The 26,589-nt window shown below is 69.2% G+C and carries 35 protein-coding genes; 7 read left to right on the top strand and 28 right to left on the bottom strand.

Features of this window, described 5'->3' with window-relative positions; genetic code table 11:
* Positions 1–31 precede the first annotated feature (31 nt).
* The 5 genes from M4I32_RS07230 (at position 32) to M4I32_RS07250 (ending at position 5,311) form a co-directional block, all read left to right on the top strand.
* Entirely contained in the window at positions 32–1,510 is a 1,479-nt protein-coding gene (locus tag M4I32_RS07230; protein WP_319033810.1) for a sugar transferase, read from the top strand.
* A gap of 82 nt (positions 1,511–1,592) precedes the next feature.
* Positions 1,593–2,414, top strand: a complete 822-nt coding sequence (locus tag M4I32_RS07235; protein WP_319033811.1) for a sugar phosphate nucleotidyltransferase — start codon at positions 1,593–1,595, stop codon at positions 2,412–2,414.
* A gap of 1 nt (position 2,415) precedes the next feature.
* Positions 2,416–3,441, top strand: a complete 1,026-nt coding sequence (locus tag M4I32_RS07240) for an SDR family oxidoreductase (RefSeq protein WP_319033812.1) — start codon at positions 2,416–2,418, stop codon at positions 3,439–3,441.
* Positions 3,438–4,010 carry a dTDP-4-dehydrorhamnose 3,5-epimerase gene (gene rfbC, locus M4I32_RS07245; RefSeq protein ID WP_319033813.1) on the top strand — a complete coding sequence of 191 codons (573 nt, stop codon included), beginning with the start codon at positions 3,438–3,440 and terminating at the stop codon, positions 4,008–4,010. Before M4I32_RS07240 ends, rfbC begins: the two co-directional genes overlap by 4 nt.
* Positions 4,007–5,311, top strand: coding sequence for an NAD(P)H-dependent oxidoreductase (locus M4I32_RS07250; RefSeq protein WP_319033814.1), 1,305 nt, complete (start codon positions 4,007–4,009; stop codon positions 5,309–5,311). The genes rfbC and M4I32_RS07250 overlap by 4 nt, the downstream gene beginning before the upstream one ends.
* A 112-nt stretch (positions 5,312–5,423) precedes the next feature.
* Here the strand turns inward: M4I32_RS07250 and M4I32_RS07255 are convergent, their stop codons facing one another.
* Together M4I32_RS07255 and M4I32_RS07260 are read right to left on the bottom strand one after the other, a co-directional pair.
* Positions 5,424–7,061, bottom strand: coding sequence for a peptide chain release factor 3 (locus tag M4I32_RS07255; protein WP_319033815.1), 1,638 nt, complete (start codon positions 7,059–7,061; stop codon positions 5,424–5,426).
* A 37-nt stretch (positions 7,062–7,098) separates the two neighbouring features.
* Entirely contained in the window at positions 7,099–7,470 is a 372-nt protein-coding gene (locus M4I32_RS07260; RefSeq protein WP_319033816.1) for a MerR family transcriptional regulator, read from the bottom strand.
* A 171-nt stretch (positions 7,471–7,641) separates the two neighbouring features.
* Between M4I32_RS07260 and M4I32_RS07265 the strand changes: the two genes are divergently transcribed.
* Positions 7,642–9,165, top strand: coding sequence for a SulP family inorganic anion transporter (locus M4I32_RS07265; RefSeq protein WP_319033817.1), 1,524 nt, complete (start codon positions 7,642–7,644; stop codon positions 9,163–9,165).
* Positions 9,166–9,179: 14 nt separating this feature from the next.
* Here M4I32_RS07265 and M4I32_RS07270 read toward each other — a convergent pair whose 3' ends face one another.
* Positions 9,180–10,298, bottom strand: a complete 1,119-nt coding sequence (locus tag M4I32_RS07270) for a hypothetical protein (protein WP_319033818.1) — start codon at positions 10,296–10,298, stop codon at positions 9,180–9,182.
* Positions 10,299–10,475: 177 nt separating this feature from the next.
* Between M4I32_RS07270 and M4I32_RS07275 the strand changes: the two genes are divergently transcribed.
* The gene (locus M4I32_RS07275; protein ID WP_319033819.1) at positions 10,476–12,527 is read left to right on the top strand and encodes an acyltransferase family protein; all 2,052 of its coding nucleotides are present in this window, start codon (positions 10,476–10,478) and stop codon (positions 12,525–12,527) included.
* Between the two features lie 345 nt (positions 12,528–12,872).
* Here the strand turns inward: M4I32_RS07275 and rplQ are convergent, their stop codons facing one another.
* The 25 genes from rplQ to rpsS form a co-directional block, all read right to left on the bottom strand.
* Entirely contained in the window at positions 12,873–13,481 is a 609-nt protein-coding gene (gene rplQ / locus M4I32_RS07280; RefSeq protein ID WP_319033820.1) for a 50S ribosomal protein L17, read from the bottom strand.
* 42 nt (positions 13,482–13,523) lie between these two features.
* A complete protein-coding gene (locus M4I32_RS07285) occupies positions 13,524–14,513 on the bottom strand; it encodes a DNA-directed RNA polymerase subunit alpha (RefSeq protein WP_319033821.1) in 990 nt (329 codons plus the stop codon).
* Positions 14,514–14,623: 110 nt separating this feature from the next.
* Positions 14,624–15,022 (bottom strand): 30S ribosomal protein S11, encoded by a 399-nt coding sequence (rpsK, locus tag M4I32_RS07290; protein WP_319033822.1) that lies wholly within the window; start codon positions 15,020–15,022, stop codon positions 14,624–14,626.
* A gap of 37 nt (positions 15,023–15,059) precedes the next feature.
* Positions 15,060–15,434 carry a 30S ribosomal protein S13 gene (gene rpsM, locus M4I32_RS07295; RefSeq protein ID WP_319033823.1) on the bottom strand — a complete coding sequence of 125 codons (375 nt, stop codon included), beginning with the start codon at positions 15,432–15,434 and terminating at the stop codon, positions 15,060–15,062.
* A 269-nt stretch (positions 15,435–15,703) separates the two neighbouring features.
* Positions 15,704–15,820, bottom strand: a complete 117-nt coding sequence (rpmJ, locus tag M4I32_RS07300) for a 50S ribosomal protein L36 (protein WP_319033824.1) — start codon at positions 15,818–15,820, stop codon at positions 15,704–15,706.
* A gap of 82 nt (positions 15,821–15,902) precedes the next feature.
* The gene (infA, locus tag M4I32_RS07305) at positions 15,903–16,124 is read right to left on the bottom strand and encodes a translation initiation factor IF-1 (RefSeq protein ID WP_028496510.1); all 222 of its coding nucleotides are present in this window, start codon (positions 16,122–16,124) and stop codon (positions 15,903–15,905) included.
* Positions 16,125–16,326: 202 nt separating this feature from the next.
* Positions 16,327–17,004, bottom strand: coding sequence for a DsbA family protein (locus M4I32_RS07310; RefSeq protein WP_319033825.1), 678 nt, complete (start codon positions 17,002–17,004; stop codon positions 16,327–16,329).
* A gap of 22 nt (positions 17,005–17,026) precedes the next feature.
* Positions 17,027–17,872, bottom strand: coding sequence for a type I methionyl aminopeptidase (gene map / locus M4I32_RS07315; RefSeq protein WP_319033826.1), 846 nt, complete (start codon positions 17,870–17,872; stop codon positions 17,027–17,029).
* A gap of 1 nt (position 17,873) precedes the next feature.
* Complete coding sequence (locus M4I32_RS07320; RefSeq protein WP_319033827.1) at positions 17,874–18,473, bottom strand: adenylate kinase; 600 nt, start codon at positions 18,471–18,473, stop codon at positions 17,874–17,876.
* Entirely contained in the window at positions 18,470–19,792 is a 1,323-nt protein-coding gene (gene secY, locus M4I32_RS07325) for a preprotein translocase subunit SecY (protein WP_319033828.1), read from the bottom strand. Before secY ends, M4I32_RS07320 begins: the two co-directional genes overlap by 4 nt.
* A gap of 159 nt (positions 19,793–19,951) precedes the next feature.
* Positions 19,952–20,473, bottom strand: coding sequence for a 50S ribosomal protein L15 (rplO, locus tag M4I32_RS07330; protein ID WP_319033829.1), 522 nt, complete (start codon positions 20,471–20,473; stop codon positions 19,952–19,954).
* On the bottom strand, positions 20,473–20,658 hold the full coding sequence (gene rpmD, locus M4I32_RS07335; RefSeq protein ID WP_319033830.1) for a 50S ribosomal protein L30: 186 nt from the start codon (positions 20,656–20,658) through the stop codon (positions 20,473–20,475). The genes rplO and rpmD overlap by 1 nt, the downstream gene beginning before the upstream one ends.
* Complete coding sequence (rpsE, locus tag M4I32_RS07340; protein ID WP_413466796.1) at positions 20,658–21,359, bottom strand: 30S ribosomal protein S5; 702 nt, start codon at positions 21,357–21,359, stop codon at positions 20,658–20,660. Before rpsE ends, rpmD begins: the two co-directional genes overlap by 1 nt.
* Complete coding sequence (gene rplR, locus M4I32_RS07345) at positions 21,356–21,715, bottom strand: 50S ribosomal protein L18 (protein ID WP_319033832.1); 360 nt, start codon at positions 21,713–21,715, stop codon at positions 21,356–21,358. Before rplR ends, rpsE begins: the two co-directional genes overlap by 4 nt.
* 2 nt (positions 21,716–21,717) lie before the next feature.
* Entirely contained in the window at positions 21,718–22,254 is a 537-nt protein-coding gene (gene rplF, locus M4I32_RS07350; RefSeq protein WP_319033833.1) for a 50S ribosomal protein L6, read from the bottom strand.
* Between the two features lie 6 nt (positions 22,255–22,260).
* Positions 22,261–22,659, bottom strand: a complete 399-nt coding sequence (gene rpsH / locus M4I32_RS07355) for a 30S ribosomal protein S8 (protein WP_319033834.1) — start codon at positions 22,657–22,659, stop codon at positions 22,261–22,263.
* Between the two features lie 70 nt (positions 22,660–22,729).
* The gene (rplE, locus tag M4I32_RS07360) at positions 22,730–23,317 is read right to left on the bottom strand and encodes a 50S ribosomal protein L5 (RefSeq protein ID WP_319033835.1); all 588 of its coding nucleotides are present in this window, start codon (positions 23,315–23,317) and stop codon (positions 22,730–22,732) included.
* 2 nt (positions 23,318–23,319) lie between these two features.
* Positions 23,320–23,679 (bottom strand): 50S ribosomal protein L24, encoded by a 360-nt coding sequence (rplX, locus tag M4I32_RS07365; protein ID WP_319033836.1) that lies wholly within the window; start codon positions 23,677–23,679, stop codon positions 23,320–23,322.
* Between the two features lie 3 nt (positions 23,680–23,682).
* The gene (gene rplN, locus M4I32_RS07370) at positions 23,683–24,051 is read right to left on the bottom strand and encodes a 50S ribosomal protein L14 (RefSeq protein WP_319033837.1); all 369 of its coding nucleotides are present in this window, start codon (positions 24,049–24,051) and stop codon (positions 23,683–23,685) included.
* A gap of 3 nt (positions 24,052–24,054) precedes the next feature.
* Positions 24,055–24,390, bottom strand: coding sequence for a 30S ribosomal protein S17 (gene rpsQ / locus M4I32_RS07375; RefSeq protein ID WP_319033838.1), 336 nt, complete (start codon positions 24,388–24,390; stop codon positions 24,055–24,057).
* Positions 24,390–24,704 (bottom strand): 50S ribosomal protein L29, encoded by a 315-nt coding sequence (rpmC, locus tag M4I32_RS07380; RefSeq protein WP_319033839.1) that lies wholly within the window; start codon positions 24,702–24,704, stop codon positions 24,390–24,392. Before rpmC ends, rpsQ begins: the two co-directional genes overlap by 1 nt.
* Positions 24,704–25,123, bottom strand: a complete 420-nt coding sequence (gene rplP / locus M4I32_RS07385; protein ID WP_319033840.1) for a 50S ribosomal protein L16 — start codon at positions 25,121–25,123, stop codon at positions 24,704–24,706. Before rplP ends, rpmC begins: the two co-directional genes overlap by 1 nt.
* Positions 25,123–25,884, bottom strand: a complete 762-nt coding sequence (gene rpsC / locus M4I32_RS07390; protein ID WP_319033841.1) for a 30S ribosomal protein S3 — start codon at positions 25,882–25,884, stop codon at positions 25,123–25,125. Before rpsC ends, rplP begins: the two co-directional genes overlap by 1 nt.
* On the bottom strand, positions 25,884–26,282 hold the full coding sequence (gene rplV, locus M4I32_RS07395; RefSeq protein ID WP_319033842.1) for a 50S ribosomal protein L22: 399 nt from the start codon (positions 26,280–26,282) through the stop codon (positions 25,884–25,886). The genes rpsC and rplV overlap by 1 nt, the downstream gene beginning before the upstream one ends.
* A gap of 23 nt (positions 26,283–26,305) precedes the next feature.
* Positions 26,306–26,587 carry a 30S ribosomal protein S19 gene (gene rpsS / locus M4I32_RS07400; RefSeq protein ID WP_319033843.1) on the bottom strand — a complete coding sequence of 94 codons (282 nt, stop codon included), beginning with the start codon at positions 26,585–26,587 and terminating at the stop codon, positions 26,306–26,308.
* Positions 26,588–26,589 lie beyond the last annotated feature (2 nt).

The raw sequence follows: 26,589 nt of genomic DNA on the forward strand, positions 1-26,589 counted from the left end.
TCACTGGGGAAAGATCACTGGGGAAAGATCAATGGTCACACAATCGCTGTCGCGATCCGCCGTACAGGCGCCCGCGACCGCCGACTGGCTCTCGCTCTACCGGCGCACGCTCTGGGTCTCGGACGCCATCGTCGTCATCGCGGTGATGTTCGCGACGCAGTACGCGTGGTTCACGCTCACCGGCGAACCCGTCTCGCGACCGGTCGACTCGATCGAGCCGATCACCTACACGTGGCTCTCGATGGCGCTGATCACGGGGTGGCTGGTGGCCCTGTCGATCTCGGGATCGCGCAGTGCGCGAACCGTCGGCATCGGAACGCTCGAGTACCGCAAGGTCATCTCTTCCACGGTCTACCTCTTCGCCGCGCTCGCCATCGTGTCCTACCTGCTGTCGGCACCCATCTCCCGCGGCTACCTGCTCCTGGCCTTCCCGCTCGGCACGGCCCTGCTGCTGGCCAACCGGGCTCTCTGGCGACGGCGCCTCTGGTCCGCACGCCGGGCCGGTCAGGCGATGTCGCGGGTGCTCGTGATCGGTGACGACGGCGAGAGCGCCCGCATCATCTCCGAGCTCGAGCGCACGCCTGAGGCGGGGTACCACGTGGTGGGCATCGCGGGGCCCGGCCGTCGTGCCGACTTCACCAGCGCCGGGCTCGACGTGCCCTTCCTCGGCCCCGTGCGCGACGTCGACCGGATGCTGGAGCGCACGGGCGCCGACACCGTCATCGTCGCCAGCGACGCAGCCCTCGGAGTCGAGCAGGTGCGCAAGATCAGCTGGCAGCTCGAGGCCGGCCGTCAGCACCTGATCATGGTGCCGAGCCTGACCGACATCGGCGGGCCGCGGATGCACACCCGCCCCGTCGCGGGGCTCCCGCTCATGCACGTCGAGACCCCGCGCTACTCGGGGCGCCAGCGGGTCGTCAAGCGCACGTTCGACATCCTCGGTTCGGCCGCCCTGCTGCTCGTGCTGGCGCCGCTGTTCGCGGTGCTCGCACTGCTGGTCAAGGCCTCCGGCCCCGGTGACGTGTTCTACCGCCAGGAGCGCATCGGCAAGGAGGGCGTCCCCTTCGGCATGATCAAGTTCCGCTCGATGATCCCGGATGCCGACGCACAGCTGGCCGGTCTGCTCGCCGGCCAGGGGACCGAGGGCACGCCGCTGTTCAAGGTCGAGAACGACCCGCGCATCACGCCGATCGGCCGCATCCTGCGCAAGTACTCGCTCGACGAGTTCCCGCAGCTGATCAACGTGCTGAAGGGCGACATGAGCCTCGTGGGCCCGCGGCCGCAGCGACGCGCGGAGGTGGAGTACTACGACTCCGCCGCCGAGCGGCGCCTGATCGTCAAGCCGGGCATGAGCGGACTGTGGCAGGTGAGCGGACGCTCCGCCCTCGGCTGGGACGAGGCGCTGCGCCTGGACCTGTACTACGTCGAGAACTGGACGCTGCTGGGGGACATCAGCATCCTGTTCCGCACCTTCAAGGCTGTGGTGGCGCCTGGCGAAACGGCCCACTGACGCCACCTCGGCACAACTGAACACTCCTAACAAGGTCGTCGCCTGGGGGCTCCGACCACCTTCAGAGAGGAACAACCACGTCATGTCCGACGTCTCCACCGTCGTGCCCGAGAAGGCCGACATCCCGGTCGTGATCCTGTGCGGGGGCATGGGCACACGCATCCGCGAGGCCAGCGAGAAGCTGCCCAAGCCGCTCATCGAGATCGGCGGCAAGCCGATCCTGTGGCACATCATGAAGATCTACGCCGCACACGGCTTTCGGCGGTTCGTGCTGCCGCTCGGGTACAAGGGCGACCAGATCCGCGACTTCTTCCTCACCTACGGCGACCAGGGCCGCGACGTGACGGTCAGCCTCGCCAGCGGCGGCTCGCCGCAATGGTACGGCGAGCCCCAGACCGAGGACTGGGAGGTCACGCTCGTCGAGACGGGCCTCGAGACCGGAACCGGGGCGCGCATCAAGCGGGTCGCCGAGTACCTCGACCAGCCCTACTTTCTGCAGACCTACGGCGACGGCATCGGCAACGTCGACATCGAGGGCATCTACCGGCAGCACGTCGCCAGCGGATTGATCTCGACCGTCACCGGGGTGCACCCCACGAGCCGTTTCGGCGAGATGCACGTGGCCGGCGAGCGCGTCACCGAGTTCAACGAGAAGCCCACGTCGGCCGACGGCTGGGTGTCGGGCGGGTTCTTCGCCCACAAGCGCGAGATGGTCGAGCGCTACCTCGACGACGACCCCGACCTGCTGCTGGAGAAGAAGCCGATGCAGACCCTCGCCGCCGACGGCGAACTGGGCGTGTTCACGCACGAGGGCTTCTGGATGGGTATGGACACCTACCGCGACTGGACCGAGCTGAACGGGCTCTGGGACTCCGGCGAGGCGGCCTGGAAGGTGTGGGCCTGACATGAAGGTGCTCGTCACCGGGACGGAAGGGTATCTCGGCTCCGTCCTCGCCCCCGAGCTGCTGCGCGACGGCCACGACCTGGTCGCCGTCGACACCGGCTACTACAAGGCCGGCTGGCTCTACAACACGCCCGGCACCACTCCCCGCACCCTCGCCAAGGACATCCGGCACATCGAGCCGGATGACCTCGACGGCGTCGAGGCGGTCGTGCACATGGCCGAGCTGTCGAACGACCCGCTCGGCCAGGTCAACCCCGGTCTGACGAAGGCGGTCAACCACGCCGGATCGGTGCGGCTGGCGACGATGGCGAAGGCCGCCGGGGTCTCGCGCTTCGTCTACATGTCGTCGTGCAGCGTCTACGGCGTCGCCGACGGCGTGGTCGACGAGCACTCCCCCGTCGACCCGCAGACCATCTACGCCGAATGCAAGGCGATGGTCGAGCGCGACGTCCGGCCCCTCGCCGACGACGGGTTCGCGCCGACCTTCCTGCGCAACGCGACCGCGTTCGGCGCCTCCCCCCGCATGCGCTTCGACATCGTGCTGAACAACCTCGCCGGGCTGGCGTGGACGACCAAGAAGATCGTCATGACCAGCGACGGCACACCGTGGCGTCCGCTCGTGCACGCACTCGACATCGCCAAAGCCATCCGCATGACGCTGGCGGCCCCCGCGGATGCCGTGCGCGGCCAGATCTTCAACGTCGGCTCGGACGAACAGAACTACCAGGTGCGCCAGATCGCCGAGATCGTCGGCGACGTCTTCCCGGACTGCGAGGTCTCGTTCGGCCCGCCCGGCGGTGACAACCGCAGCTACCGGGTCAACTTCGACCGCATCCGCGAGGTGCTGCCGGGCTACGAGTGCGACTGGAACGCGCGCCGCGGCGCGGAGCAGCTGCTGGCGATCTTCGCCTCGGTCGACCTCGACGAGGCGTCTTTCTCGGGACGCGGGTTCACGCGCCTCAAGCAGCTGGAGTACCTGATGCGCACCGGTCAGGTGGACGACGACCTGTTCTGGAGGCAGCCGTGATCTTCCATTCCACCCCCATCGCCGGGGTCGCCATCATCGACCTCGAGGAGCGCAGCGACGACCGCGGGTTCTTCGCCCGGTCCTTCGATCGCGCCGAGTTCGAGGCCGCGGGCCTCGACCCGCACATCGAGCAGAGCAACATCTCGTTCAACCACCGTGCCGGCACGCTGCGGGGCATGCACTTCCAGATCTCGCCGCATCCCGAGACCAAGCTCATCCGGTGCACCCGCGGCGCGATCGTCGACACCATCGTCGACATGCGGGGCGGCTCCCCCACGCGGTTCGAACACGTCTCGGTCGAGCTGACCGCCGAGAACCGCCGGGCGCTGTACGTGCCGGCCTACTTCGCGCACGGCTACCAGACCCTCACCGACGCCACCGAGGTGACCTACATGGTCTCGGGCGGCTACGCTCCCGCGGCCGAGCGGGGGCTGCGTCACGACGACCCGGACCTGGGACTGTCCTGGCCGCTTCCGGTCGCCGACGTGTCGGCCAAGGACGCCTCGTGGCCGCTGCTGTCGGAGTGGAGCGACGAGCAGCTGGCCGCCGTGACGGGGCGGCTCCCGTGATCCTCATCGACAAGGCCCTCGCCGCCCGCGCGGCCGAATCGCGGCCGATCGGCGTCGGGCTGGTCGGGGCAGGGTTCATGGGGCGCGGTCTGATCAACCAGATCGTCAACAGCGTGCCCGGCATGCGCATCTCGGTCGTCGTCAACCGCACCCTCTCGAAGGCCGAGAACGCGCTGCGCGACGCCGGCGTCACCGACATCCGCGTGGTCGAGGATGCGGCGGGCGTCGATGCCGCGGTGGCGGCGGGAGCCGTCGCGATCACCACGGATCACCGCGCCGCGGTGGCCGCGGCATCCGTCGACGCCGTCATCGAGGCCACCGGCGCGGTCGAGTACGGCTGTCACGTGGTCGTCGACGCGATCGACGCCGGTACGCACGTCGTGCTCATGAACGCCGAGGTCGACGGCACCGTGGGGCCGATCCTCAGCGCCCGGGCGAAGGCCGCGGGCGTCGTGCTCACCGGCTGCGACGGCGATCAGCCGGGCGTCGAGATGAACCTCGTGCGCTTCGTGCGCGGACTGGGGCTGACGCCGCTGGTCTGCGGCAACATCAAGGGCCTGCAGGACGAGTACCGCACCCCGACGACCCAGGCCGCGTTCGCCGAGAAGTGGGGGCAGGACCCCTACATGGTCACGAGCTTCGCCGACGGCACCAAGGTGTCGTTCGAGCAGGCGATCGTCGCGAACGCCACGGGCATGACGGTCGAGCGCCGCGGCATGCGCGGCGCGGACCATGCCGGGCACGTCGACGAGCTGACGACGGCCTACGACGTCGAGGAGCTGCGCCGCGCCGGGGGCGTCGTGGACTACGTCGTGGGAGCACAGCCCGGCCCGGGCGTCTTCGTGCTCGCGACCCACGACGATCCGAAGCAGCGCCACTACCTCAACCTCTACAAGCTCGGCGAGGGACCGCTCTACAGCTTCTACACGCCGTACCACCTGTGCCACTTCGAGGTGCCGAACACGGTCGTGCGCGCGGTCGACTTCGCCGATGCCGCCCTCGAGCCGCTCGGCGCGCCGACCGTGGAGGTCGTGGCCGTGGCCAAGTCCGCCCTGCCCGCGGGCACGGTGATCGACGGCCTCGGCGGCTACCACACCTACGGCGTCGCCGAACGGGCCGACGTCACCGCCGAGCAGCGGCTGCTGCCCATCGGCGTCGCTGAGGGATGCCGACTGACGCGAGACGTCGCGGCCGACGACGTGCTGACCTACGCCGATGTCGAGCTGCCCGCGGGCAGGCTCGTCGACCGTCTGCGCGCCGAGCAGGCGCGGGAGCTTCCGTCTGGCCCATCGGGCGGGTGACGGATGTCGGGGCGGGTTCTTGGGGACCCGAAAGGTGACCCGCCTCGAGAACAGGAGAACCGGTGGCCAGCCCTCGCGGCAGCCACCGGTTCTCTCGTGTGAGCAGGGGGCGTCAGGCGCGGCGTGGCGCGGCGCCCGTCGCCTCGTCGATCGCTCGTCCGAGCGGTTCGAGCACCAGGTCCGGCATGTCTCGGCGCAGCGCCCGCAGGCGCCACAGATCGGCGAACAGCGCGAGGTACTCGTCGTCGCGGCGCGCGATCTCGAGGTCGCGCCGCCCCTCGAGCAGGGCGACGTCGGCGGGGTCCACCCGGCACACGACCGTGTAGGGCAGGGGCGAGAGCCGCATCGCCGCCGAGAAGTCCACCTGCATGCGCTGGGCGGCGACCTCGAACTGCATCTCGCCCACCGCGCCGAGCATCGGTGTCTGCACGCCTCGTCGCTCGGACTCGAGCAGCTGCACGACGCCCTCCTCGGCGAGCTGGGCGATGCCCTTGCGGAACTTCTTCGCCGTGCTCGAATCCGCGGGAGAGGCGAGCGCGAACACCTCGGGCGCGAAGCGCGGCATGCCCGCGAAACGCACCGCATCCTCGCCGTGCAGCGTGTCGCCGGGGCGCAGCGACGACGCGTTGACCAGCCCGACGATGTCGCCGGGCCAAGCCTGCTCCACCGTCTGGCGCTCCTGCCCGAACATCTGCTGCGCGTACTTCGTCGCGAACGGCCGGCCCGACTGCGCGTGCTGCGTCGTCATGCCCCGTTCGAAGACCCCCGAGCACACCCGCAGGAACGCGAGGCGGTCGCGATGGGCGGGATCCATGTTGGCCTGGATCTTGAACACCTGCGCCGAGAAGCCGGCGGTCACCGCACGGGGGTTGCCGTCGACATCCAGGCGCGGCCGCGCGGCGGGGGCCTCGTCGCGCACGAAGTCCAGCAGGTGCGCGACGCCGATGTTCTGCACGGCCGAGCCGAACAGCACGGGGATGCCGGTGCGATCGAGGAATGCGTCGCGGTCGTACTCGCCGCCATCGAGGGTCACCAGCTCGGACTCGTCGACGGCCGTGCTCCAGTCCGCTCCGGCGACCTCTTCGGCCTCGCGGCCGTCCACGCGGCGGGACTCGGCCACCTGGGCTCCGCCGGCCGTGCGCTCGTACAGCTCCAGGTCGCCGGATTCCACGTGGCGAAGGCCCACCATGTGGCCCGACATGCCGACGGGCCACGTCAGCGGCATCGGGCGCATGCCGGTGACATCCCGCACCTCGTCCATCAGCTCGAGGGCGTCCTTGCCCGGTCGATCCCACTTGTTGATCATCGCGACGATCGGGATGCCGCGATCGGCGCACACGTCGAACAGCTTCACGGTCTGGGCTTCCATGCCCTTGGCGGCATCTATCAGCATCACGGCGGCGTCCACCGCGGCGAGCACCCGGTAGGTGTCCTCCGAGAAGTCGGCGTGGCCCGGGGTGTCGACGAGGTTGACGATGACGTCGCCGACCTCGAACTGGATGGCCGCCGAGCTGATCGAGATGCCGCGCGCCTGCTCCATCTCCATCCAGTCCGACACCGTGCCGCGACGCCCCGCCTTGCCGTGCGTCGCGCCGGCCTGCGAGATCGCGCGGGCGTGCAGCAGCATCGCCTCCGAAAGGGTCGACTTGCCGGCATCCGGGTGCGAGATCACCGCGATCGTGCGCCGCCGGGCGGCCTCGTCTACGACGCGTTGCTGTTCGATGCGGTCCTCCTGGGGTTCCTCACGCAACGTCACAGTCTACCGGCGCAGACCGGGACGGATGCGGTCAGCGCTCGGTGAGGCGCTCGACGAACTCGTCGGCCGCCTCCAACTGCCGGCGCAGCCGGTCGCGCCGCAGCACGGCCTCGTCGCGGATGTCGCCGAGCCGAGCTCGCATCGCCGCATCCCGGGGCTCTGCGGCCAGCGCGTCGATCACGCGCAGCAGCTCGCGCATCTCTTCGAGCGTGTAGCCGAGGGGCTTCATCCGGCGGATGAGCAGGAGCCGCTCCTCGTCGGCCTCCGCATAGAGACGGAAACCCCCCTCGGTCCGCATGGCGGGGGCGAGGAGGCCGACCTCCTCGTAGTGCCGGATGGTGCGCAGCGACAGGCCCGTGCGCTCGGCGAGTTCACCGATGTGCATCGTGTCGTTCACCGTCATGCCGCATCCTCGATTCCCGCCCAACCCTCACGTTGGGGTAGAGTTCAGCGTGCGCGTCCACTCGGACGCACCACACCCCATTTTCACCGCCGGCGCTGGTCGGCACCTGTGCGCAACGGTGCGCTCTCCTCCACCCACGCTTTCCCAGAGAGCACCGACCCCGGGAGCCGAATGACCGCCGTCACCCCTGCTCGCGACAGCGCCAGCCGCTACCGCATCGAACCTACCGTCTTGCAGGCGCTGCGCAGTCCGCGCCTGCTCACCCGCGAGGTGCTGGCCGGGCTCGTCGTCGCGCTCGCCCTCATCCCCGAGGCGATCGCCTTCTCGATCATCGCGGGCGTCGACCCGCGCGTCGGCCTGTTCTCGTCGTTCGTCATGGCCGTGGCCATCTCGTTCCTCGGCGGCCGACCGGCCATGATCACCGCCGCGACCGGCGCGATCGCGCTCGTCGTCGCTCCGGTCGCGCGCGAGTACGGGCTCGACTACCTGATCGCAACGGTCCTGCTGGGCGGTCTCATCCAGATCGTGCTCGCCGTGCTCGGTGTGGCCAAGCTGATGCGCTTCATCCCGCGCTCGGTGATGGTCGGGTTCGTCAACGCGCTCGCGATCCTCATCTTCACGTCGCAGTTCCCGCAGCTGATCGGCGTGCCGTGGCTGGTGTATCCGCTGGTGGCCGCCGGGCTGCTCGTGATGTTCGTGATGCCGCGCATCACGAAGGTCGTGCCCGCTCCACTGATCGCGATCGTGCTCGTCACCGCCGCGGTCGTCGTCATGGGCATCGCCGTGCCGAACGTCGGCGACCAGGGCGAGCTGCCCGACAGCCTGCCTGCCCTGTTCATCCCCGACGTGCCGCTCACGTTCGAGACCCTGGGCATCATCGCGCCGTACGCCCTCGCGGTGGCCGTCGTCGGCCTGCTGGAGTCACTCATGACGGCGAAGCTCGTCGACGACATCACCGACACCCACTCCCGCAAGACGCGCGAGGCGTGGGGGCAGGGCGCCGCCAACATCCTCTCGGGCGCCTTCGGCGGCATGGGCGGCTGCGCCATGATCGGCCAGACGATGATCAATGTGAAGGCCTCGGGGGCGCGCACGCGCATCTCGACGTTCCTCGCCGGCGTTTTCCTGCTCATCCTCGTGGTCGCACTCGGGGGCGTCGTCGCGATCATCCCGATGGCAGCCCTGGTGGCCGTCATGATCGTCGTGTCGATCGCGACCTTCGACTGGCACAGCATCCGCCCCGCCACGCTCAAGCGGATGCCCAAGAGCGAGACGATGGTGATGCTCGCCACCGTGGTCGTCACCGTCTGGACGCACAATCTCGCCATCGGCGTGGCCGTGGGAGTGCTCGCCGCGATGGTCCTGTTCGCCCGGCGCGTGGCCCACTTCGTCACCGTCACCCGCACGCTGCCCGAGGGCGAGGCCGTGCCCACCGCGTATTACACCGTGGACGGCGAGCTGTTCTTCGCCTCGAGCAACGACCTGACGACGCAGTTCGAGTACGCCGACGACCCCGACCGCGTCGTGATCGACATGTCCCGCTCCCACGTGTGGGACGCGTCGACGGTCGCGGCGCTCGACGCCATCGTGAACAAGTACGAGCACCACGGCAAGCGGGTGGTGATCGGGGGCATGAACGAGGCCACCGTCGCGTTCCACGGTCGCCTCACGGGCAACCTCGGCGCGGGGCACTGACCGCGACACGGCGGTCAGGCCACCCGCTGCGGCCCCTCTCGCGTGTCGGCAGCGTACGCGGGCGGGAGCAGCCCCGCCAGCGCATCCGCGGAGACCGACGTGGCGAAGCGCTGCACGAAGACGTCGCGGATGGCGTCGCCGAGAGCCACCGGGTCTGCGGCGCGGATGCGGGCGGCGACCGCCGTCGCGTCACTCCAGTCGTCGATTGGAATATAGGCCCCGGCGCAGTACTCCTCGATCACGGGCGTCGGCGTGGCGACCACCGCGACACCGAAGGCCGCGGCCTCGACGATCTTCGAGGGCAGCTGGTTGCGGGCGGCGCTCGAGGCGGCGCTCTGCGGCACGAGGGTGAAGTCGATGTCGGCATAGACAGCCGGCAGCGCGGCCGCGGACTCGATCGCGCGCCAGGTCGCGCCCCCCGTCGTCGGGCGGAACGAGCCCGAGAAGCTCGCGAACTCGATCTCGGGCATCGCACGTACGAGCTCGAGGATGCGGTCCGCGCCCTTGTGCGGGCGCACCGTGCCGAGATATCCGAGTCGCAGCGGCCCGGGGCGGCGTGTGTCGCGCTCAGCACGCAGCCACGCGGTCGGCCGGGCGTGCGGGACGATGACGGAGGGCCGCTCCGGCAGGCCCCGCGCCTGATACGTCGCGCGGAGCGTCTCGCTCGAGAAGGTGTAGGCGTCGGCGGCGGCCGCCGTTCGGCGTTGGGCGCGGGCCACCCGCACGGGCGACTTGCGGTGCAGCACGTTCAGGTGCACCGCCGTCTTCCATCCCTTGCGCATCTGCTCGCGCATGAGGCTCACGTCGTCGTCGTCGAAGTCCGCGACCACCGTCACTCCGCGCACGCCCGCGACGGCTCGGGCCACGCGGTCGAGCGGCGCGATGCCCTTCGACACCCACACGAGCACGGGCTCGGCGCGCGCCGCCGTGCGGATGCGCTCGACGAGCCGGTCGATGCCGGCGCGTGAGAAGCGGTGCACCGTGAGATCGAAATGGCGCGCCCCCGTCCACGCCGGACCATCGTCCACGGCCCACAGCTCGACGGCGCCCAGCTCGGCGGCGACGAGGCTCATGCTGATGGCGCGACCGAGCGAGTTGTCCCGCGCCGATTCGGCGAGAGCGATCGTGAGCATGGTTCCCCCAGAAACCGTTCGGCCGACGTCCCCCGTGCACACCGGCCCCGCCAGAATAGCGGTGCGCAGACATCGGCGTACACCCCGACGCGGATCGGGCACTCGGGGACCCGGCGTGTCGTCAGGCTGCGGTCGTACACTTAGGCGATCCCGCGTCCCCCCGACATGCCGCATCCGATGACCCTCGCCCCGCCTCGCACCGCGCCCCGCACCGCCCCCGCGCCTCGCCCGCAGCAGGGGGCGGCTGCGCGCCGCGTCCACTACGCCGGCCTCGACGGCCTGCGTGCGATCGCCGTGATCCTGGTGGTGGTGTATCACCTGTTCCCCGCCGCGGGCATCCGGCAGGGGTTCCTCGGCGTCGACGTCTTCTTCGTCATCAGCGGATTCCTGATCACCTCGCTGCTGCTGCGCGAGCGCGCGGCCACCGGCCGAATCGCGCTGGGGGACTTCTGGCGACGCCGCGCGCGGCGGCTGCTGCCCGCGCTCGGCACCGTCGTGCTCGTGGGCACCGCCTGGGCCGCCGTCGTCGGCGGCGACGTGCTCGTCGGCATCGGCCGCCAGGTGCTCGGCGCCGTGACGTTCAGCTACAACTGGGTCGCGATCGGTGCCGGCACGGGCTACTTCAGCGCGTCGGCGCCGGAGCTGTTCCGCAATCTGTGGTCACTCGCCGTCGAGGAGCAGTTCTACGTTCTGTGGCCGCTCGTGCTGCCCCTCGTCCTGCTCCTGCGAGCGACGTGGGCGCGAGTCGCCGTCGCCGTCGCCGCTGCGGCGCTGTCCGCCGCCGTCATGGCCGTGCTGGTGCTGCTCGGCGCCGATGCCACGCGCGTCTACTTCGGCACCGACACGCACGGCTTCGGCATCCTGCTGGGCGTCGCGCTCGCGTTCGCCCTGCATACGGCCCTCGGCCGCACGCGTCGCCCCGCGGGCGGCTCCTGGCTGGCCGCCACCGGCCGCGCGCTCGGGCTCGTCGGCCTCACCGCGCTCGGTGTCTTCGCGCTCGCCGGCATCCTGCTCGTCGCCGTTCTCCGCCCCGCGCCGGGGATCGCGACATTCCCGGGCTGGCTGCTGCTGGCCTCCGTGCTGACCACCGTGGTGATCGCCTGCTCGGTCTGGGCGTGGTCGCCGCTCGGGCGCGCGCTGGATGCCGCTCCGCTGCGGTGGATCGGCATGCGCTCCTACGGCATCTACCTGTGGCACTGGCCGCTCCTGGTGCTCGTGCTGGCGAGCGTGCCGGGCGCGAGCTGGGGCGAGCAGCGCGTGCCGATCTGGGCGGGAGCGCTCACGCTCGCGCTGACGCTCGTGCTCTCGTGGGCGTCGTACCGCTTCATCGAGTCGCCGGTGCGCCGGCACGGGTTCCGCGCCACGCTTCGCCTGGCCTGGCAGCGCGCGGGCCGCAGCGCCGGCACGCGAATCGCTGCCACCGCGACGGGCGCCGCCGTGGTCGGCGCGCTCGTGATCAGCGGCGCCGCCGTGGCGACCGCTCCCGAGTCATCCTCGGCCGAGGTCGCCGTCGCCGCGGGGCAGCGCGCCCTCGCCGACGACGCCCCCTCCGCCTCGGGCGGCGAAGACGCCGGCGGTGGCGGCGCCCAGCCGGATGTCGCGCCCGCGCCCGGTCCGCGCCCGCCGCTGGCCCCGGCCTCCGCGAACGCCCCCGAGCCGGGCCCCGAGCCGACGCCCGTGCGCGGCGAGGAGGTCAGCGCCGTCGGCGACTCCGTCATGCTCGCCTCCGCGGGCGGGCTGCTCGAGCGGCTCCCGGGCGTCGAGGTCGACGCGACGGTGTCGCGTTCGATGTACGCGGCGCCCGGCATCCTCGAGACGATGGCGGATGCCGGGACGCTCCGGCCCTACGTCGTGCTCGCCCTGGGCACCAACGGGCCGATCGACGCCGCCACCCTCGAGCGCGTGACCGAGGTGATCGGCGACCGCCACCTCGTCCTCGTGAACGCCTTCGCCCCGCGCTCGTGGATCGACGGCGTCAACGCCGAGATCTCGAACTTCGCCAAACGGCATCCGCGGGTCACTCTCGCCGACTGGTCGGGCGCGGTGGCACCCCACACCGACCTGCTCGCCGACGACCACATCCACCCCGGACCCACCGGCGGTGCGCTCTTCGCCGAGACCGTCGCCGACGCCGTGCAGTCGATCGAGGACCGGCGCGCGCGGGCGGAGTTCGACCGGGAGCAGGCGCGCTCCGCGCTGCTCGCGCGCTTTCTCGCCGGCGGCGCCTGAGCGCCCCGCGTCGAGTCCCCGAGCCCCCGATCCTCCCCCACCCCCGTTGTGGCTGCAGTTTTCGGCCGCGGCGCCACGAATACGTGCCGCCCGCGCCGCAAACTGCAGCCGCAACGAAAGAAGAGGTGCGCAGCTCGCGACGACCCCGCCCGCCCAGAGCCCCTTGCGGCGGCACTTATCGGCGCGGGCGCCAGCGATAGCTGCCGCCGCGACCGAAAAGTGGCGCCGCAATGGCTTGGGGGGCGCGAGGGCGCGAGGGGCAGGATGCCGGGGCGAGAGCCACCGTGCAACGCGAAAGGTCCGCGCGCCTTTCGGCGTGCGGACCTCTCGGCGGGCTGGAGGGACCTACTTGTCGGTCGCCTCGTCCTCGGCCGTCTCGTCCTCGGACGAGGTCTCGTCAGAAGCCGACTCCTCGGAGGCCTGCTCCTCGGCGACGATCTCGTCCGCCTGCTCCTGGGCCGCCTCGGCTTCGGTCTCGGCGGCCTTGTCGGCGGCGGTCTCGCCTTCGGGCGCCTCGCCCTCGGCGGGCGCCGCGGCGGCTGCGGGCGTCGCCGCAGCCGACGTGCTCGTCGACGACGCCTTGGTCTTGGGCGTCACCGGCTCGAGAACGAGCTCGATCACGGCCATGGGCGCGTTGTCGCCCTTGCGGTTGCCGACCTTGGTGATGCGCGTGTAGCCACCCTCGCGCTCCGCGACGAGCGGGGCGATCTCGGTGAACAGCACGTGCACGACCTCGCGGTCGCCGATCACCGAGAGCACGCGCCGGCGCGCGTGCAGGTCGCCACGCTTGGCGAAGGTGATCAGGCGCTCGGCGAACGGACGAAGGCGCTTGGCCTTGGTCTCGGTCGTCTTGATCGAACGGTGGGTGAACAGGGCCGCGGCAAGGTTCGCAAGCAGCAGGCGCTCGTGGGCGGGGCCGCCTCCGAGGCGGGGACCCTTCGTGGGCTTGGGCATGTCTTAGCTACTCCAGTGAGAAAATCGGTCGGGAAGGACGGATCAGACGGTTTCGTCGTCGTATCCGCCGAAGTACTGCGCGCCATCGAACCCGGGGACCGAGTCCTTCAGCGACAGGCCGAGCGAGACGAGCTTGTCGCGCACCTCGTCGACCGACTTCTGACCGAAGTTGCGGATGTTCATCAGCTGCGTCTCCGACAGGGCGACGAGCTCTGAGACCGTGTTGATGCCCTCGCGCTTGAGGCAGTTGTACGAGCGCACCGACAGGTCGAGGTCCTCGATCGGCATCGACAGCTCGTTCGAGAGCACCGTCTCGACCGGCGCGGGGCCGATCTCGATGCCCTCGGCCTCGACGTTGAGCTCGCGGGCGAGCCCGAACAGCTCGGTGAGCGTGCGACCGGCCGAGGCGACGGCGTCGCGGGGCGCGATCGAGGGCTTCGACTCGACGTCCAGGATGAGCTTGTCGAAGTCGGTGCGCTCACCGGCACGGGTCGCCTCGACGCGATAGCTGACCTTGAGCACCGGCGAGTAGATCGAGTCGACGGGGACCTGCCCGGCCTCGGCGTACTCGTTGCGGTTCTGGGTGGCCGAGACATAGCCGCGGCCGCGCTCGATGATCAGCTCGAGCTCGAACTTCGCGGTGTCGTTGAGGGTCGCGATGACCAGCTCGGGGTTGTGCACCTCGACGCCGGCGGGAGCGGAGATGTCCGCGGCGGTGACCTCGCCCGAACCCGTCTTGCGCAGGTAGGCCGTGATCGGCTCGTCGCGCTCGGACGACACCACGAGCTGCTTGATGTTGAGGATGATCTCGGTGACATCCTCCTTCACGCCCGGGATGGTGGTGAACTCGTGGAGGACGCCGTCGATGCGGATGCTGGTGACGGCCGCACCCGGGATGGACGAGAGAAGGCTGCGACGAAGCGCATTGCCGATCGTGTAACCGAAGCCGGGCTCGAGCGGCTCGATGACGAAACGGCTACGGAACTCCGAGATCTTCTCCTCGGTCAAAGTGGGACGCTGTGCGATGAGCACGGTGTGTTCCTTTCGGCTAAGTGCCCGCTATATGACACTTGCATGGGTGAGGTGTTGAGTTGTGGGAACGACGACGCCGGGACGCCCCTGGGGACATCCCGGCAGCAGCGTCAGACGCGGCGGCGCTTGGGCGGGCGGCAGCCGTTGTGCGCCTGCGGCGTCACGTCCTGGATCGACCCCACCTCGAGGCCGGCGGCCGTCAGCGAGCGGATCGCGGTCTCACGACCCGAACCCGGTCCCTTCACGAACACGTCGACCTTCTTGACACCGTGGTCCTGCGCCTGGCGCGCGGCGGACTCGGCGGCCATGCCGGCCGCGTACGGCGTCGACTTGCGCGAGCCCTTGAACCCGACTCCACCGGAGGACGCCCAGCTGATGACAGCGCCCGAGGGGTCGGTGATCGACACGATGGTGTTGTTGAACGTCGACTTGATGTGGGCGTGGCCCAGCGCGATGTTCTTCTTCTCTTTGCGGCGCGGCTTGCGCGCGGCGGTCTTGGCCTGTGCCATAACGTTCTTCTCCTAAACCTGGGACGCCGGCGGAGGCCTAGCGCGCCTTCTTCTTGCCGGCGACGGTGCGCTTGGGGCCCTTGCGCGTGCGGGCGTTGGTCTTGGTGCGCTGACCGCGCACGGGCAGGCCGCGACGGTGGCGGATGCCCTCGTACGAGCCGATCTCGACCTTGCGGCGGATGTCGGCGGCGACCTCGCGGCGAAGGTCACCCTCCACCTTGTAGGTGCCTTCGATGTGATCGCGCAGCGCGACGAGCTGCTCGTCGCTCAGGTCCTTGACGCGGACATCGGATTCGATCCCGGTCGCGGCGAGGATCTCGCTCGAGCGGGTACGGCCTACGCCGTAGATGTAAGTCAGGGCGATCACCACGCGCTTGTCGCGCGGGATGTCGACGCCGGCTAGACGTGCCATGTCGTCTCCAAAGGAGTGTGGTGGAGGTGTGGAGCAGGTCCGGTGCCCGGGCCTCCAGCCCGGGGTGTCCCCCGCACGGATGCGGGTTCTGGAACTGCCTGTGTGTTCACGACCTTCCGGTCGTTGAGCGAGCGAAGCGAGCCGAAGCGACTGCCGCGCTCACGATATTGAGTTGTACGTTCTCTGAGATTTTGACTCGGGCCTGCGGCCCTCGCTCAATCTTGATTCGAGCCGCATCAGCGCGCAGAGCGCGCGTGATCCGGCTCGAATCAACCCTGGCGCTGCTTGTGGCGCGGGTTGGACTTGCAGATGATCATCACGCGGCCGTGGCGGCGGATCACCTTGCAGTGATCGCAGATCGGCTTGACGCTGGGGTTGACCTTCATGTTTTTTCCTGTTCGCTGTCTTCGTGCCCTGCACGGATGCCGGCGCGCGGCATCCGGTTCGGGCCGTTACTTCTCGACCGGTCTAGCGGTAGCGGTAGACGATGCGGCCGCGCGTGAGGTCGTAGGGCGAGAGCTCCACGACGACGCGGTCCTCGGGGATGATCCGGATGTAGTTCTGCCGCATCTTTCCCGAGATCGTGGCGAGCACCTTGTGTCCGTTGGTGAGCTCCACGCGGAACATCGCATTCGGGAGCGCCTCGGAGATGACGCCCTCGATCTCGATGACACCGTCTTTCTTAGCCATAGCCTCGCTGACGCTTGAGCAGACCGGTCGATCTGCGGTGGATGTGATGGATGGTACGGGGCCTCGAGAAGCTCTCGCGTCTTGGCAGACGCCGCCTCAGGGGACACGCCGAAAGATGGCGCAACGCACCAAAGATCGAGATTACCCTACGATGACCCCGCTGTCCATCCGGCGCCGTCGATGCCGTCGCTGGATGCTGCGATCACGGCAGCCGGTCGACGATGTCGATCTGCGGGTCGCCGGTGAGGGTGAGCCGCTCTCCGTCCACGAGCACCGTCGGGGTGCCTCGCGCTCCGGTCTCGTCGGCCGGCATGTTGGCGGTCTGGGTCGCCACGTACCGCTCGTACGTGCCGCCCTCGATGCACTCCGTCACGCCCGTGGCGCCCGCGGTCTCGGCGATCTCGATGATCTGCTCATCGGTGAGACCGGCCGATCCCTCCGCGGGCTGGTTGGCGTACATGGCCTGGACGAAAGGCGTCACCGCCTCGGGCGAGGACTCGGCGACGCAGTACAGCGCATTCGCCGCCCGCGTGGAGTACTCCGTGCCCTGCGAGACGTTGTCGAGGATCGCGACCGGGTGGTACTCCAGCGTGATGGAGTCGTCCGCGACCAGCTCATTGAGGGTCTCGCCGTAGATCTCCTCGAACTGGTTGCAGATGGGGCACATGAAGTCGATGTACGTGGCGACGACCGTCTCACCGTCGCCCACCGCGATCGCGCCGGTCTCCTCGTTCACGATCGCCGCATCCGGCGCCGGTCCCGGCGCCGAGGCCTGGTTGTTCATCCAGACGACCACCGCGCCCGCCCCGACGAGCACGACGACCACCGCGACCGACATCCAGATCGCGAACCAGTTCTTCTTGCCCGCACCCGCGGCCATATGCGCCTCTTTTCGTCTCAGCTCATGCGATCGGCGTCGGACGGACGCCGAAGGGTGCCAGACCGGCGGCTCCGCCGTCGTGTGCCGTGAGCACCCAGATACCGTCATCATGCACGGCGACGCTGTGCTCCCAATGGGAGCCGGGCGACCCGTCGACGCTCGACACCGTCCACCCGTCGTCCTCGACGAGCGTGGCCTCGTCGCCTGCGACGACCATCGGCTCGATCGCCACCACCAGCCCGGGGCGCACCCGCGCACCTCGCTCCGACGTGCCGTAGTTGAACACCGGCGGGTCCTCGTGCATCTTGCGGCCGATGCCGTGACCGACATAGTCGCGCAGGATGCCGTACACCCGCCCCGTCTGCTCGGCCTCGGCGTCGATGTGCGCCTCGATCGCCGCCCCGACCTCGCCCAGGTGCCTCGCCGTGGCCAGCGCCGCGATCCCCGCCCAGAGCGATCCCTGCGTCACGCGGGACAGCTCCTCGAGCTCGGCCACGACCTCGGGACGGCCCGGGTCGGGCAGCACCGTCGTGAAGGCCGCGTCGCCGTTCCAACCCTGCAGCTCGGCCCCCGCGTCGATCGAGAGGATGTCGCCGGCTTCGAGCACCCGTTCGCCCGGGATGCCGTGCACGACCTGCTCGTTCACCGACGCGCAGACCGTGTGCCGGTAGCCGGGGACCAGCTGGAAGTTCGAGCGCGCTCCCGCGGCCGTGATGACGGCGGATGCCGCGGCATCCAGTTCGAGTGTGGTGACGCCGGGAGCGGCGAGCGCCCGGACGGCCGCCAGCGCGTCGGCGGTGATCAGCCCGGGTTGGACCATCGCCCGCAGCTGCGCGGGCGTCTTGTAGATCGAGCGACGCAGACCCACGTCAGGCGGGCGTGATCGCGCGAGCCGCCAGAGCGGCGAAGATGCGCTCGGTGATCTCATCGAGCGTGCCGACGCCGTCGATCCGGTCGACGATCCCACGGCTGCCGTACACGTCGAGGATCGGCGCGGTCTCGTTCTCGTAGATGTCCAGTCGCCTCGCGATGACCTCGGTGGTGTCGTCGGTGCGACCCTGCTCCTCGGCGCGCAGACGCAGCCGGGCGATGCTCTCGGCGCGGGGCACGTGCAACTCGATGACCGCGTCGAGGCTCTCGCCCCGACCGGCGAGGAAGTCGTCCAGGTGCGCGACCTGACCGAGGTTGCGCGGGTATCCGTCGAGCAGGAAGCCGTGCGCCGCGTCGGGTTGCGCCAGCCGGTCGCGCACGACCTCGCTGGTCAGCTCGTCGGGCACCAGGTCGCCGCGGTCGACGATCTGCTGAACCCGGGCACCGAGTTCGGTGCCCCCGGCGATGTTGGCCCGGAAGACGTCGCCGGTCGAGACGACCGGCACGCCGAGTCGCTCGCCGATGCGCACGCCCTGCGTGCCCTTTCCCGAGCCCTGCGGGCCCACGATCAGCAGGCGGGCGGTGGCGGCAGGGGTCATCGGAGGAGCCCTTCGTAGTGGCGCTGCTGCAGCTGCGCGTCGATCTGCTTGACCGTCTCGAGACCGACGCCGACGATGATCAGGATCGAGGCGCCGCCGAACGGGAAGTTCGCGTTGGCACCGACGGTCGCCAGGGCGATGAGCGGCAGAAGCGCGATCAGACCGAGGTAGATCGAGCCCGGCAGCGTGATGCGGGTGAGCACGTAGTCGAGGTACTCGGCGGTGGGGCGGCCGGCGCGGATGCCGGGGATGAACCCGCCGTAGCGCTTCATGTTGTCGGCCACCTCGACCGGGTTGAACGTGATCGCGACGTAGAAGTACGTGAAGCCGATGATGAGCAGGAAGTACACCAGCATGTAGAGCGGGTGATCACCCGTCGTGAAGTACTGCGAGATCCAGACCACCCAGCCCGGGGGCTCCTCGCCGGGGGCGGGCTGGTTGAACTGCGCGATCAGCGCGGGGATGTACAGCAGCGACGACGCGAAGATGACCGGCACGACGCCCGCCATGTTCACCTTGATCGGGATGTAGGTGTTCGTGCCGCCGTAGGTGCGGCGCCCGACCATGCGCTTGGCGTACTGCACCGGAATGCGCCGCTGCGACTGTTCGACGAAGACGACGAGCCCGATGACGACCACGCCGACGGCGAGGACGAGCAGGAAGGTCTCGAACCCGTTCGACTGCCAGATGCCCCACAGTGCGCCCGGGAAGGTGGCCGCGATGGAGGTGAAGATCAGCAGCGACATGCCGTTGCCCACACCGCGCTCGGTCACGAGCTCGGCGAACCACATGATCAGGCCGGTGCCGGCCGTCATCGTGATGATCATCAGCAGCTGCGCCCACCACACCTCGTTGGTGAGGAGGTTGTCGCAGGCGGCGACGCCGGTGTTGCCGAACAGCTGACCGCTGCGGGCGACCGTCACGAGCGTGGTCGACTGCAGCAGCGCGAGCGCGATCGTCAGGTACCGCGTGTACTGCGTGAGGCGCGCCTGACCGGCCTGGCCCTCCTTGTGCAGCGCCTCGAAGTGCGGGATGACCACGCGCAGCAGCTGCGTGATGATCGTCGCCGTGATGTACGGCATCACGCCGAGCGCGAAGATCGACAGCTGCAGCAGCGCGCCGCCCGAGAACAGGTTGACGAGCGAGAGCAGGCCCTCGGTCCCCTGGTTCTGGCCGATGCACGACTGCACATTGATGAAGTCGACGAACGGCGTCGGCACGTGCGCACCGGCGCGGTAGAGCACGATGATGCCCAGGGTGAAGGCGATCTTCCGGCGCAGATCGGGAGTGCGGAAGACGCGCGCGATAGCGCTGAACAAGAAGGATCCTCCTGAAGGGGACGGGACCGCCCCCGGGGGCGACCAACCACCAGGGTAGCCCAGCGGAGCCCGGCGGCAGAACCGAAGCGGATGCGCGGCTCACGCGGGGTGCGGAACGGCAGAAGGGGCCGGAGGATCACCCCGGCCCCTTCACGAGCGCTATTTGATGCTGCCGCCTGCGGCGACGATCTTCTGTTCCGCGGAACTCGAGACCTTGTCGACGTCGACGGTCAGCGTCACGCCGATCTCGCCGTTGCCGAGCACCTTGACCTTCTCGTTCTTGCGAACGGCGCCCTTGGCGACCAGGTCCGCCACGGTCACCTCGCCACCGCTCGGGTAGAGCTCGGCGAGCTTGTCCAGGTTCACGACCTGGTACTCGACGCGGAACGGGTTCTTGAAGCCGCGCAGCTTCGGGGTGCGCATGTGCAGCGGCATCTGCCCACCCTCGAAGCCGACGCGCACGGTGTTGCGGGCCTTCGTGCCCTTCGTGCCACGACCCGCGGTCTTGCCCTTGGAGCCCTCACCGCGACCCACGCGGGTCTTGGCGGTGTGGGCGCCGGGGACCGGACGCAGGTGGTGCACCTTCAGCACACCGGGACGCGCCGCATCCTGCTTCTTCTCGGCCTTGGCCGCCGGTGACTTCGCAGCCTTCGGCGCCGTGGCCTTGTCGTTCTCGGCCATCAGTCGATCTCCTCAATCTTCACGAGGTGAGCGACGGCGTTGACGTAGCCACGGGTCTGCGCGTCATCGGGACGGACGACCGAGTCGCCGATCCGCTTGAGGCCCAGGCTGCGCAGCGTGTCGCGCTGGCTCTGCTTCTCGCTCACCTTGGACTTGGTCTGGGTGACCTTCAGTCGTGCGGCCATCACGCACCTGCCTTCGACTTGGCTGCCTCGGCCTCGGCACGCACCAGACGCGCAGGCGCGACGTGGTCGAAGTCGAGTCCGCGACGTGCGGCGACCGCGCGGGGCTCTTCGAGCTCCTTGAGCGCGGCGACCGTCGCGTGGACGATGTTGAGCGTGTTCGACGAGCCGAGCGACTTCGACAGCACGTCGTGGATGCCGGCGCACTCGAGCACGGCGCGAACCGGACCACCCGCGATGACACCGGTACCGGCGGCGGCGGGACGCAGCAGCACGACACCGGCGGCGGCTTCGCCCTGCACGGGGTGCGGGATCGAGAGTCCGGCGCGCGGCACGCGGAAGAAGTTGCGCTTGGCCTCTTCGACGCCCTTGGAGATCGCCAGCGGGACCTCGCGCGCCTTGCCGTAGCCGACGCCGACGAGTCCGTTGCCGTCGCCCACGACGACCAGCGCCGTGAAGCTGAAGCGGCGACCGCCCTTGACGACCTTCGACACGCGGTTGATCGTCACGACGCGCTCGAGGAACTGGCTCTCGGCGTTGCGCGAACCGCGGTCGCGGTTGGGGTTGCGCTCGCGCCCGCCGCGGCGGGGCTCGCGGTTGTCCCGCTCGGCCGGCGCCTCCGTGGCGGCGCCCTCGGCGGGAGCCCCCGTGGCGGGAGCCTCGGTGGTGGCGGACACGTTGTTCTCCTTGTTGTCGGTGCTCACAGGTTCAGCCCGCCCTCTCGTGCTCCGTCGGCGATGGCCGCCACGCGTCCGGCGTAGCGGTTGCCACCGCGGTCGAAGACCACGTCGGTGACTCCGGCGACCTTGGCGCGCTCGGCGACGAGCTCGCCCACCTTGCGTGCCTTGGCGGTCTTGTCGCCGTCGAAGGCGCGCAGGTCGGTCTCGAGGGTCGAGGCCGACGCGAGCGTGAAGCCCTTGCTGTCGTCGACAAGCTGCACGAAGACGTGGCGAGCCGAACGGGTCACGACCAGACGGGGCCGCTCGGGGGTGCCCACGACCTTCTTGCGAAGACGGGTGTGGCGTCGCCCGCGGGCGACGGACTTGGAGGTCACAGCCATGGTTACTTACCAGCCTTTCCGGCCTTACGCCGGACAACTTCGCCGGCGTAGCGGATCCCCTTGCCCTTGTAGGGCTCGGGCCTGCGGATCTTGCGGATGTTCGCGGCGACCTCGCCCACGGCCTGCTTGTCGATGCCGCTCACGGTGAGCTTGTTGTTGCCCTCGACCGCGAAGGTGATGCCCGCGGGGGGCTCGACCAGGACCGGGTGCGAGTAGCCGACGGCGAACTCGATCGAGCCGCCCTTCTGGGCCACCCGGTAACCGGTGCCGACGACCTCGAGGCCCTTGGTGTAGCCCTGGGTCACGCCGACGATGTTGTTGTTGATCAGGGTGCGCGTCAGACCGTGCAGCGAGCGCGACTCGCGCTCCTCGTCCGGACGGCTGACGATGACCTGGTTGTCCTCGACCGCGACCTCGATGGGCTGTGCGATCTGCAGGGACAGTTCGCCCTTGGGGCCCTTCACGTCGACGGTGCGACCGTCGACCGTGATGGTGACCCCGGCGGGGATGTCGATGGGGAGCTTACCGATGCGGGACATGACGGATCACCACACGTAGGCGAGGACTTCCCCACCCACGCCCTTCTGCTCGGCCTGCCGGTCGGTGAGAAGACCGGAGGAGGTGGACAGGATGGCGACGCCGAGTCCCCCGAGCACCGTGGGCAGCTCGTCGGACTTGGCGTAGACGCGCAGGCCCGGCTTCGACACGCGCTTGATGCCGGCGATCGACCGCTCGCGGTTGGGGCCGTACTTGAGCGTCATGGTGAGGGTCTGTCCCACGCGGGCGTCCTCGACCTCCCACCCGGTGATGTAGCCCTCCTGCTTGAGGATGTCGGCGATGTGCGTCTTGAGCTTGGAGCTCGGCAGGCTCACGCTGTCGTGGTGCGCCGAGTTCGCATTGCGCAGACGGGTCAGCATGTCTGCGACCGGGTCTGTCATTGTCATGGGTTCTTGGTTCCTTCGTTCACCAGGTTTCGACGTGCCTGTGCAAGGCAGCCGACCTGTGGTGGATTGATTACTGCTGGGCGGACTCGTCGCGGAACGGGAAGCCGAGGTGACGCAGCAGCGACCGGCCCTCGTCGTCCGTCGTCGCCGAAGTGACGACGGTGATGTCGAAGCCGCGTACGCGGTCGATCTTGTCCTGGTCGATCTCGTGGAAGACCGACTGCTCCTGCAGGCCGAACGTGTAGTTGCCGTGCCCGTCGAACTGCTTGGGCGACAGGCCGCGGAAGTCGCGGATACGCGGCAGCGCGAGCGAGACCAGCCGGTCGAGGAACTCCCAGGCCCGGTCGCCGCGCAGCGTGACGTGCGCGCCGATGGGCTGCCCCTCACGCAGCTTGAACTGCGCGATGGACTTGCGGGCCTTGGTGACGACCGGCTTCTGGCCGGTGATGCGGGTGAGGTCGTCGACCGCACCATCGATCACCTTGCTGTCACGGGCCGCTTCGCCGACGCCGGTGTTCACGACGACCTTCACCAGTCCGGGGATCTGGTTGACGTTGCGGTACCCGAACTCCTCCTGCAGCTTCTGCAGGATCTCGGCACGGTACTTCTGCTTGAGGCGCGGCTGGATTTTGCCAGTCGCAACGGCAGTGGTGCTCATATTCAGAGGTCCTTACCTGACTTCTTCGCGTAGCGCACGCGGACGGTGCGCTTGACGCCGTCCTTCGTCTGCTCCTCGACGCGGTGGCCGACGCGGGTCGGCTTCTTCGTCTCGGGGTCGACGACGGCGACGTTCGAGATGTGGATCGGGGCCTCGATGGTCTCGACGCCACCCGTCTTCGTGCCGCGCTGCGTCTGCCCGACGCGCGTGTGGCGCGTGACGTAGTTGACGCCCTCGACGATCACGCGGTCGGAACCGGGCACGATCTCAAGGACCTTGCCCTGTTTGCCGCGGTCGCCGCCGCGCTCGGGCTTGGGACCCGAGATGACCTGGACGAGGTCGCCCTTCTTGATGTTCGCCATGGGTTACAGCACCTCCGGGGCGAGCGAGACGATCTTCATGAATCGCCGATCGCGCAGTTCACGGCCGACCGGCCCGAAGATGCGGGTGCCGCGCGGCTCCCCGTCGTTCTTCAGGATCACGGCGGCGTTCTCATCGAACTTGATGTACGAGCCGTCGGGGCGACGGGTCTCTTTGACCGTGCGCACGACGACGGCCTTGACGACATCGCCCTTCTTGACGTTGCCGCCCGGGATCGCGTCCTTGACGGTGGCGACGATGATATCGCCCACGCCCGCGTAGCGACGGCTCGAGCCGCCCAGCACGCGGATGGTGAGGATCTCCTTCGCGCCGCTGTTGTCGGCGACCTTGAGGCGGGATTCGTTCTGAATCATTTCTTACTTCGCCTTCTCGAGGATCTCGACCAGCCGCCAGCGCTTGGTCGCGCTCAGCGGGCGGGTCTCGTTGATCAGGACGAGGTCGCCGATGCCGGCCGAGTTCTCCTCGTCGTGCACCTTGACCTTCGAGGTGCGACGCAGGACCTTGCCGTAGAGCGCGTGCTTGACGCGGTCCTCGACCTCGACGGTGATCGTCTTGTCCATGCGGTCGCTGACGACGTAGCCGCGGCGCGCCTTGCGGTAGCCGCGCGCGTCGACGTCGCGCACATCGTGCTCGGCCTTCTCGTGGCCGCGCACCTGAGGGGCGGCCTCTTCGGCCTTCTTCGTGGTGGCCATCACTCAGCCTCTCCTTCGGCGTCGGCCGAGGTGTCCTCGGTCTTCTTCGCCTTCGTCTTCTTCGCCTTCGCCGCGACCTCGGCGGGCGCGGGCGTGGCACGGATGCCCAGCTCGCGCTCACGGATCACGGTGTAGAGCCGTGCAATGTCGCGCTTGACGGCGCGGATGCGGCCGTGGCTGTCGAGCTGGCCGGTGGCCGACTGGAAGCGCAGGTTGAACAGCTCTTCCTTGGCCTTGCGCAGCTCCTCGACGAGGCGCTGGTCTTCGAACGTGTCGAGCTCAGCCGGGGCGAGCTCCTTGGTGCCGATCGCCATTACGCGTCGCCCTCCTCGCGCTTGATGATGCGTGCCTTCAGCGGCAGCTTGTGGATTGCACGGGTCAGCGCCTCACGAGCGAGTTCCTCGTTGACGCCCGCGACCTCGAACAGGACGCGGCCCGGCTTGACGTTGGCGACCCACCACTCCGGCGAGCCCTTTCCGGAACCCATGCGGGTCTCGGCGGGCTTCTTGGTGAGCGGACGGTCCGGGTAGATGTTGATCCACACCTTGCCGCCACGCTTGATGTGACGGGTCATCGCGATACGAGCGGACTCGATCTGACGGTTCGTCACGTACGCCGGGGTCAGGGCCTGGATGCCGAACTCTCCGAAGGAGACCTTCGTGCCGCCGGTGGCCTGGCCCGAACGACTCGGGTGGTGCTGCTTGCGGAACTTGACCTTGCGGGGGATAAGCATCAGGCGGACGCTCCTTCTGCGACAGGGGCCTCGTTGCGGGGGCCGCGGCGACGGTCGCCGCCACGGTCATCCCGACCACGGGGCGCCTTCGGGGCGTTGGCCTGTTCGCGAGCGAGCTCCTTGTTGGTGAGATCGCCCTTGTAGATCCAGACCTTCACACCGATGCGGCCGAATGTCGTGCGGGCCTCGTAGAAGCCGTAGTCGATGTTCGCGCGCAGCGTGTGCAGCGGCACACGGCCCTCGCGGTAGAACTCCGACCGGCTCATCTCGGCGCCGCCGAGACGGCCCGAGACCTGGATGCGCACACCCTTCGCTCCGGCCCGCTGCGCACCCTGCATGCCCTTGCGCATCGCGCGGCGGAAGGCGACACGCGCCGACAGCTGCTCGGCGATGCCCTGGGCGACCAGCTGGGCGTCGGCCTCGGGGTTCTTGACCTCGAGGATGTTGAGCTGGATCTGCTTGCCGGTGAGCTTCTCGAGGTCGGCGCGGATGCGCTCGGCCTCGGCGCCGCGGCGGCCGATCACGATGCCGGGTCGCGCCGTGTGGATGTCCACGCGGACACGGTCACGGGTGCGCTCGATCTCGATGTTGCTCACGCCGGCGCGGTCGAGCGAGGTCTTCAGCATCTTGCGGATGCGGATGTCCTCGGCCACGTAGTCGGCGTATCGCTGGCCGGGCTTCGTCGAATCGGAGAACCAGCGCGACACGTGGTCGGTGGTGATACCGAGGCGGAAGCCGTACGGGTTGACCTTCTGTCCCATTACTTGCTCGCCTTCCTGCTCGTGGTGTCGATCGACGAGTCGGCGAGTGCCGGCGTCGAGAGCACGACCGTGATGTGGCTCGTGCGCTTCTTGATCTGGAACGCGCGGCCCTGGGCACGGGGACGGAAACGCTTGAGCGTCGTGCCCTCGTCGACGTAGGCGTTCTGCACGACCAGATCCTGGTCGTCCAGGGCCTCGCCGTCCTTGTCCGCCTTGACGCGCGCGTTGGCCATGGCCGACGCGACCAGCTTGTAGATCGGCTCGCTCGCACCCTGCGGCGCGAACTTCAGGATCGCGAGGGCCTCTTCGGCCTGCTTGCCCTTGATGAGGGCGACGACGCGACGAGCCTTCTGAGGGGTCACGCGGATGTGTCGCACACGGGCGATGGACTCCACCATTTCTCTCTCCTCCTCGCGTCGCCTCAGCGGCGACGGCCCTTCTTGTCGTCCTTCACGTGACCGCGGAAGGTGCGGGTGGGCGCGAACTCGCCCAGCTTGTGGCCGACCATGGATTCCGTCACGAACACGGGGATGTGCTTGCGACCGTCGTGCACGGCGATCGTGTGGCCGAGCATGGCCGGCACGATCATCGAGCGACGTGACCAGGTCTTGATGACGTTCTTGGATCCGGCGTCGTTCTGAGCGGCAACCTTGCGAAACAGGTGCTCATCGACGAAGGGGCCCTTTTTGAGACTGCGTGGCATCT

The organism is Microbacterium sp. LRZ72 (assembly GCF_033792225.1).
GTDB lineage: Bacteria > Actinomycetota > Actinomycetes > Actinomycetales > Microbacteriaceae > Microbacterium.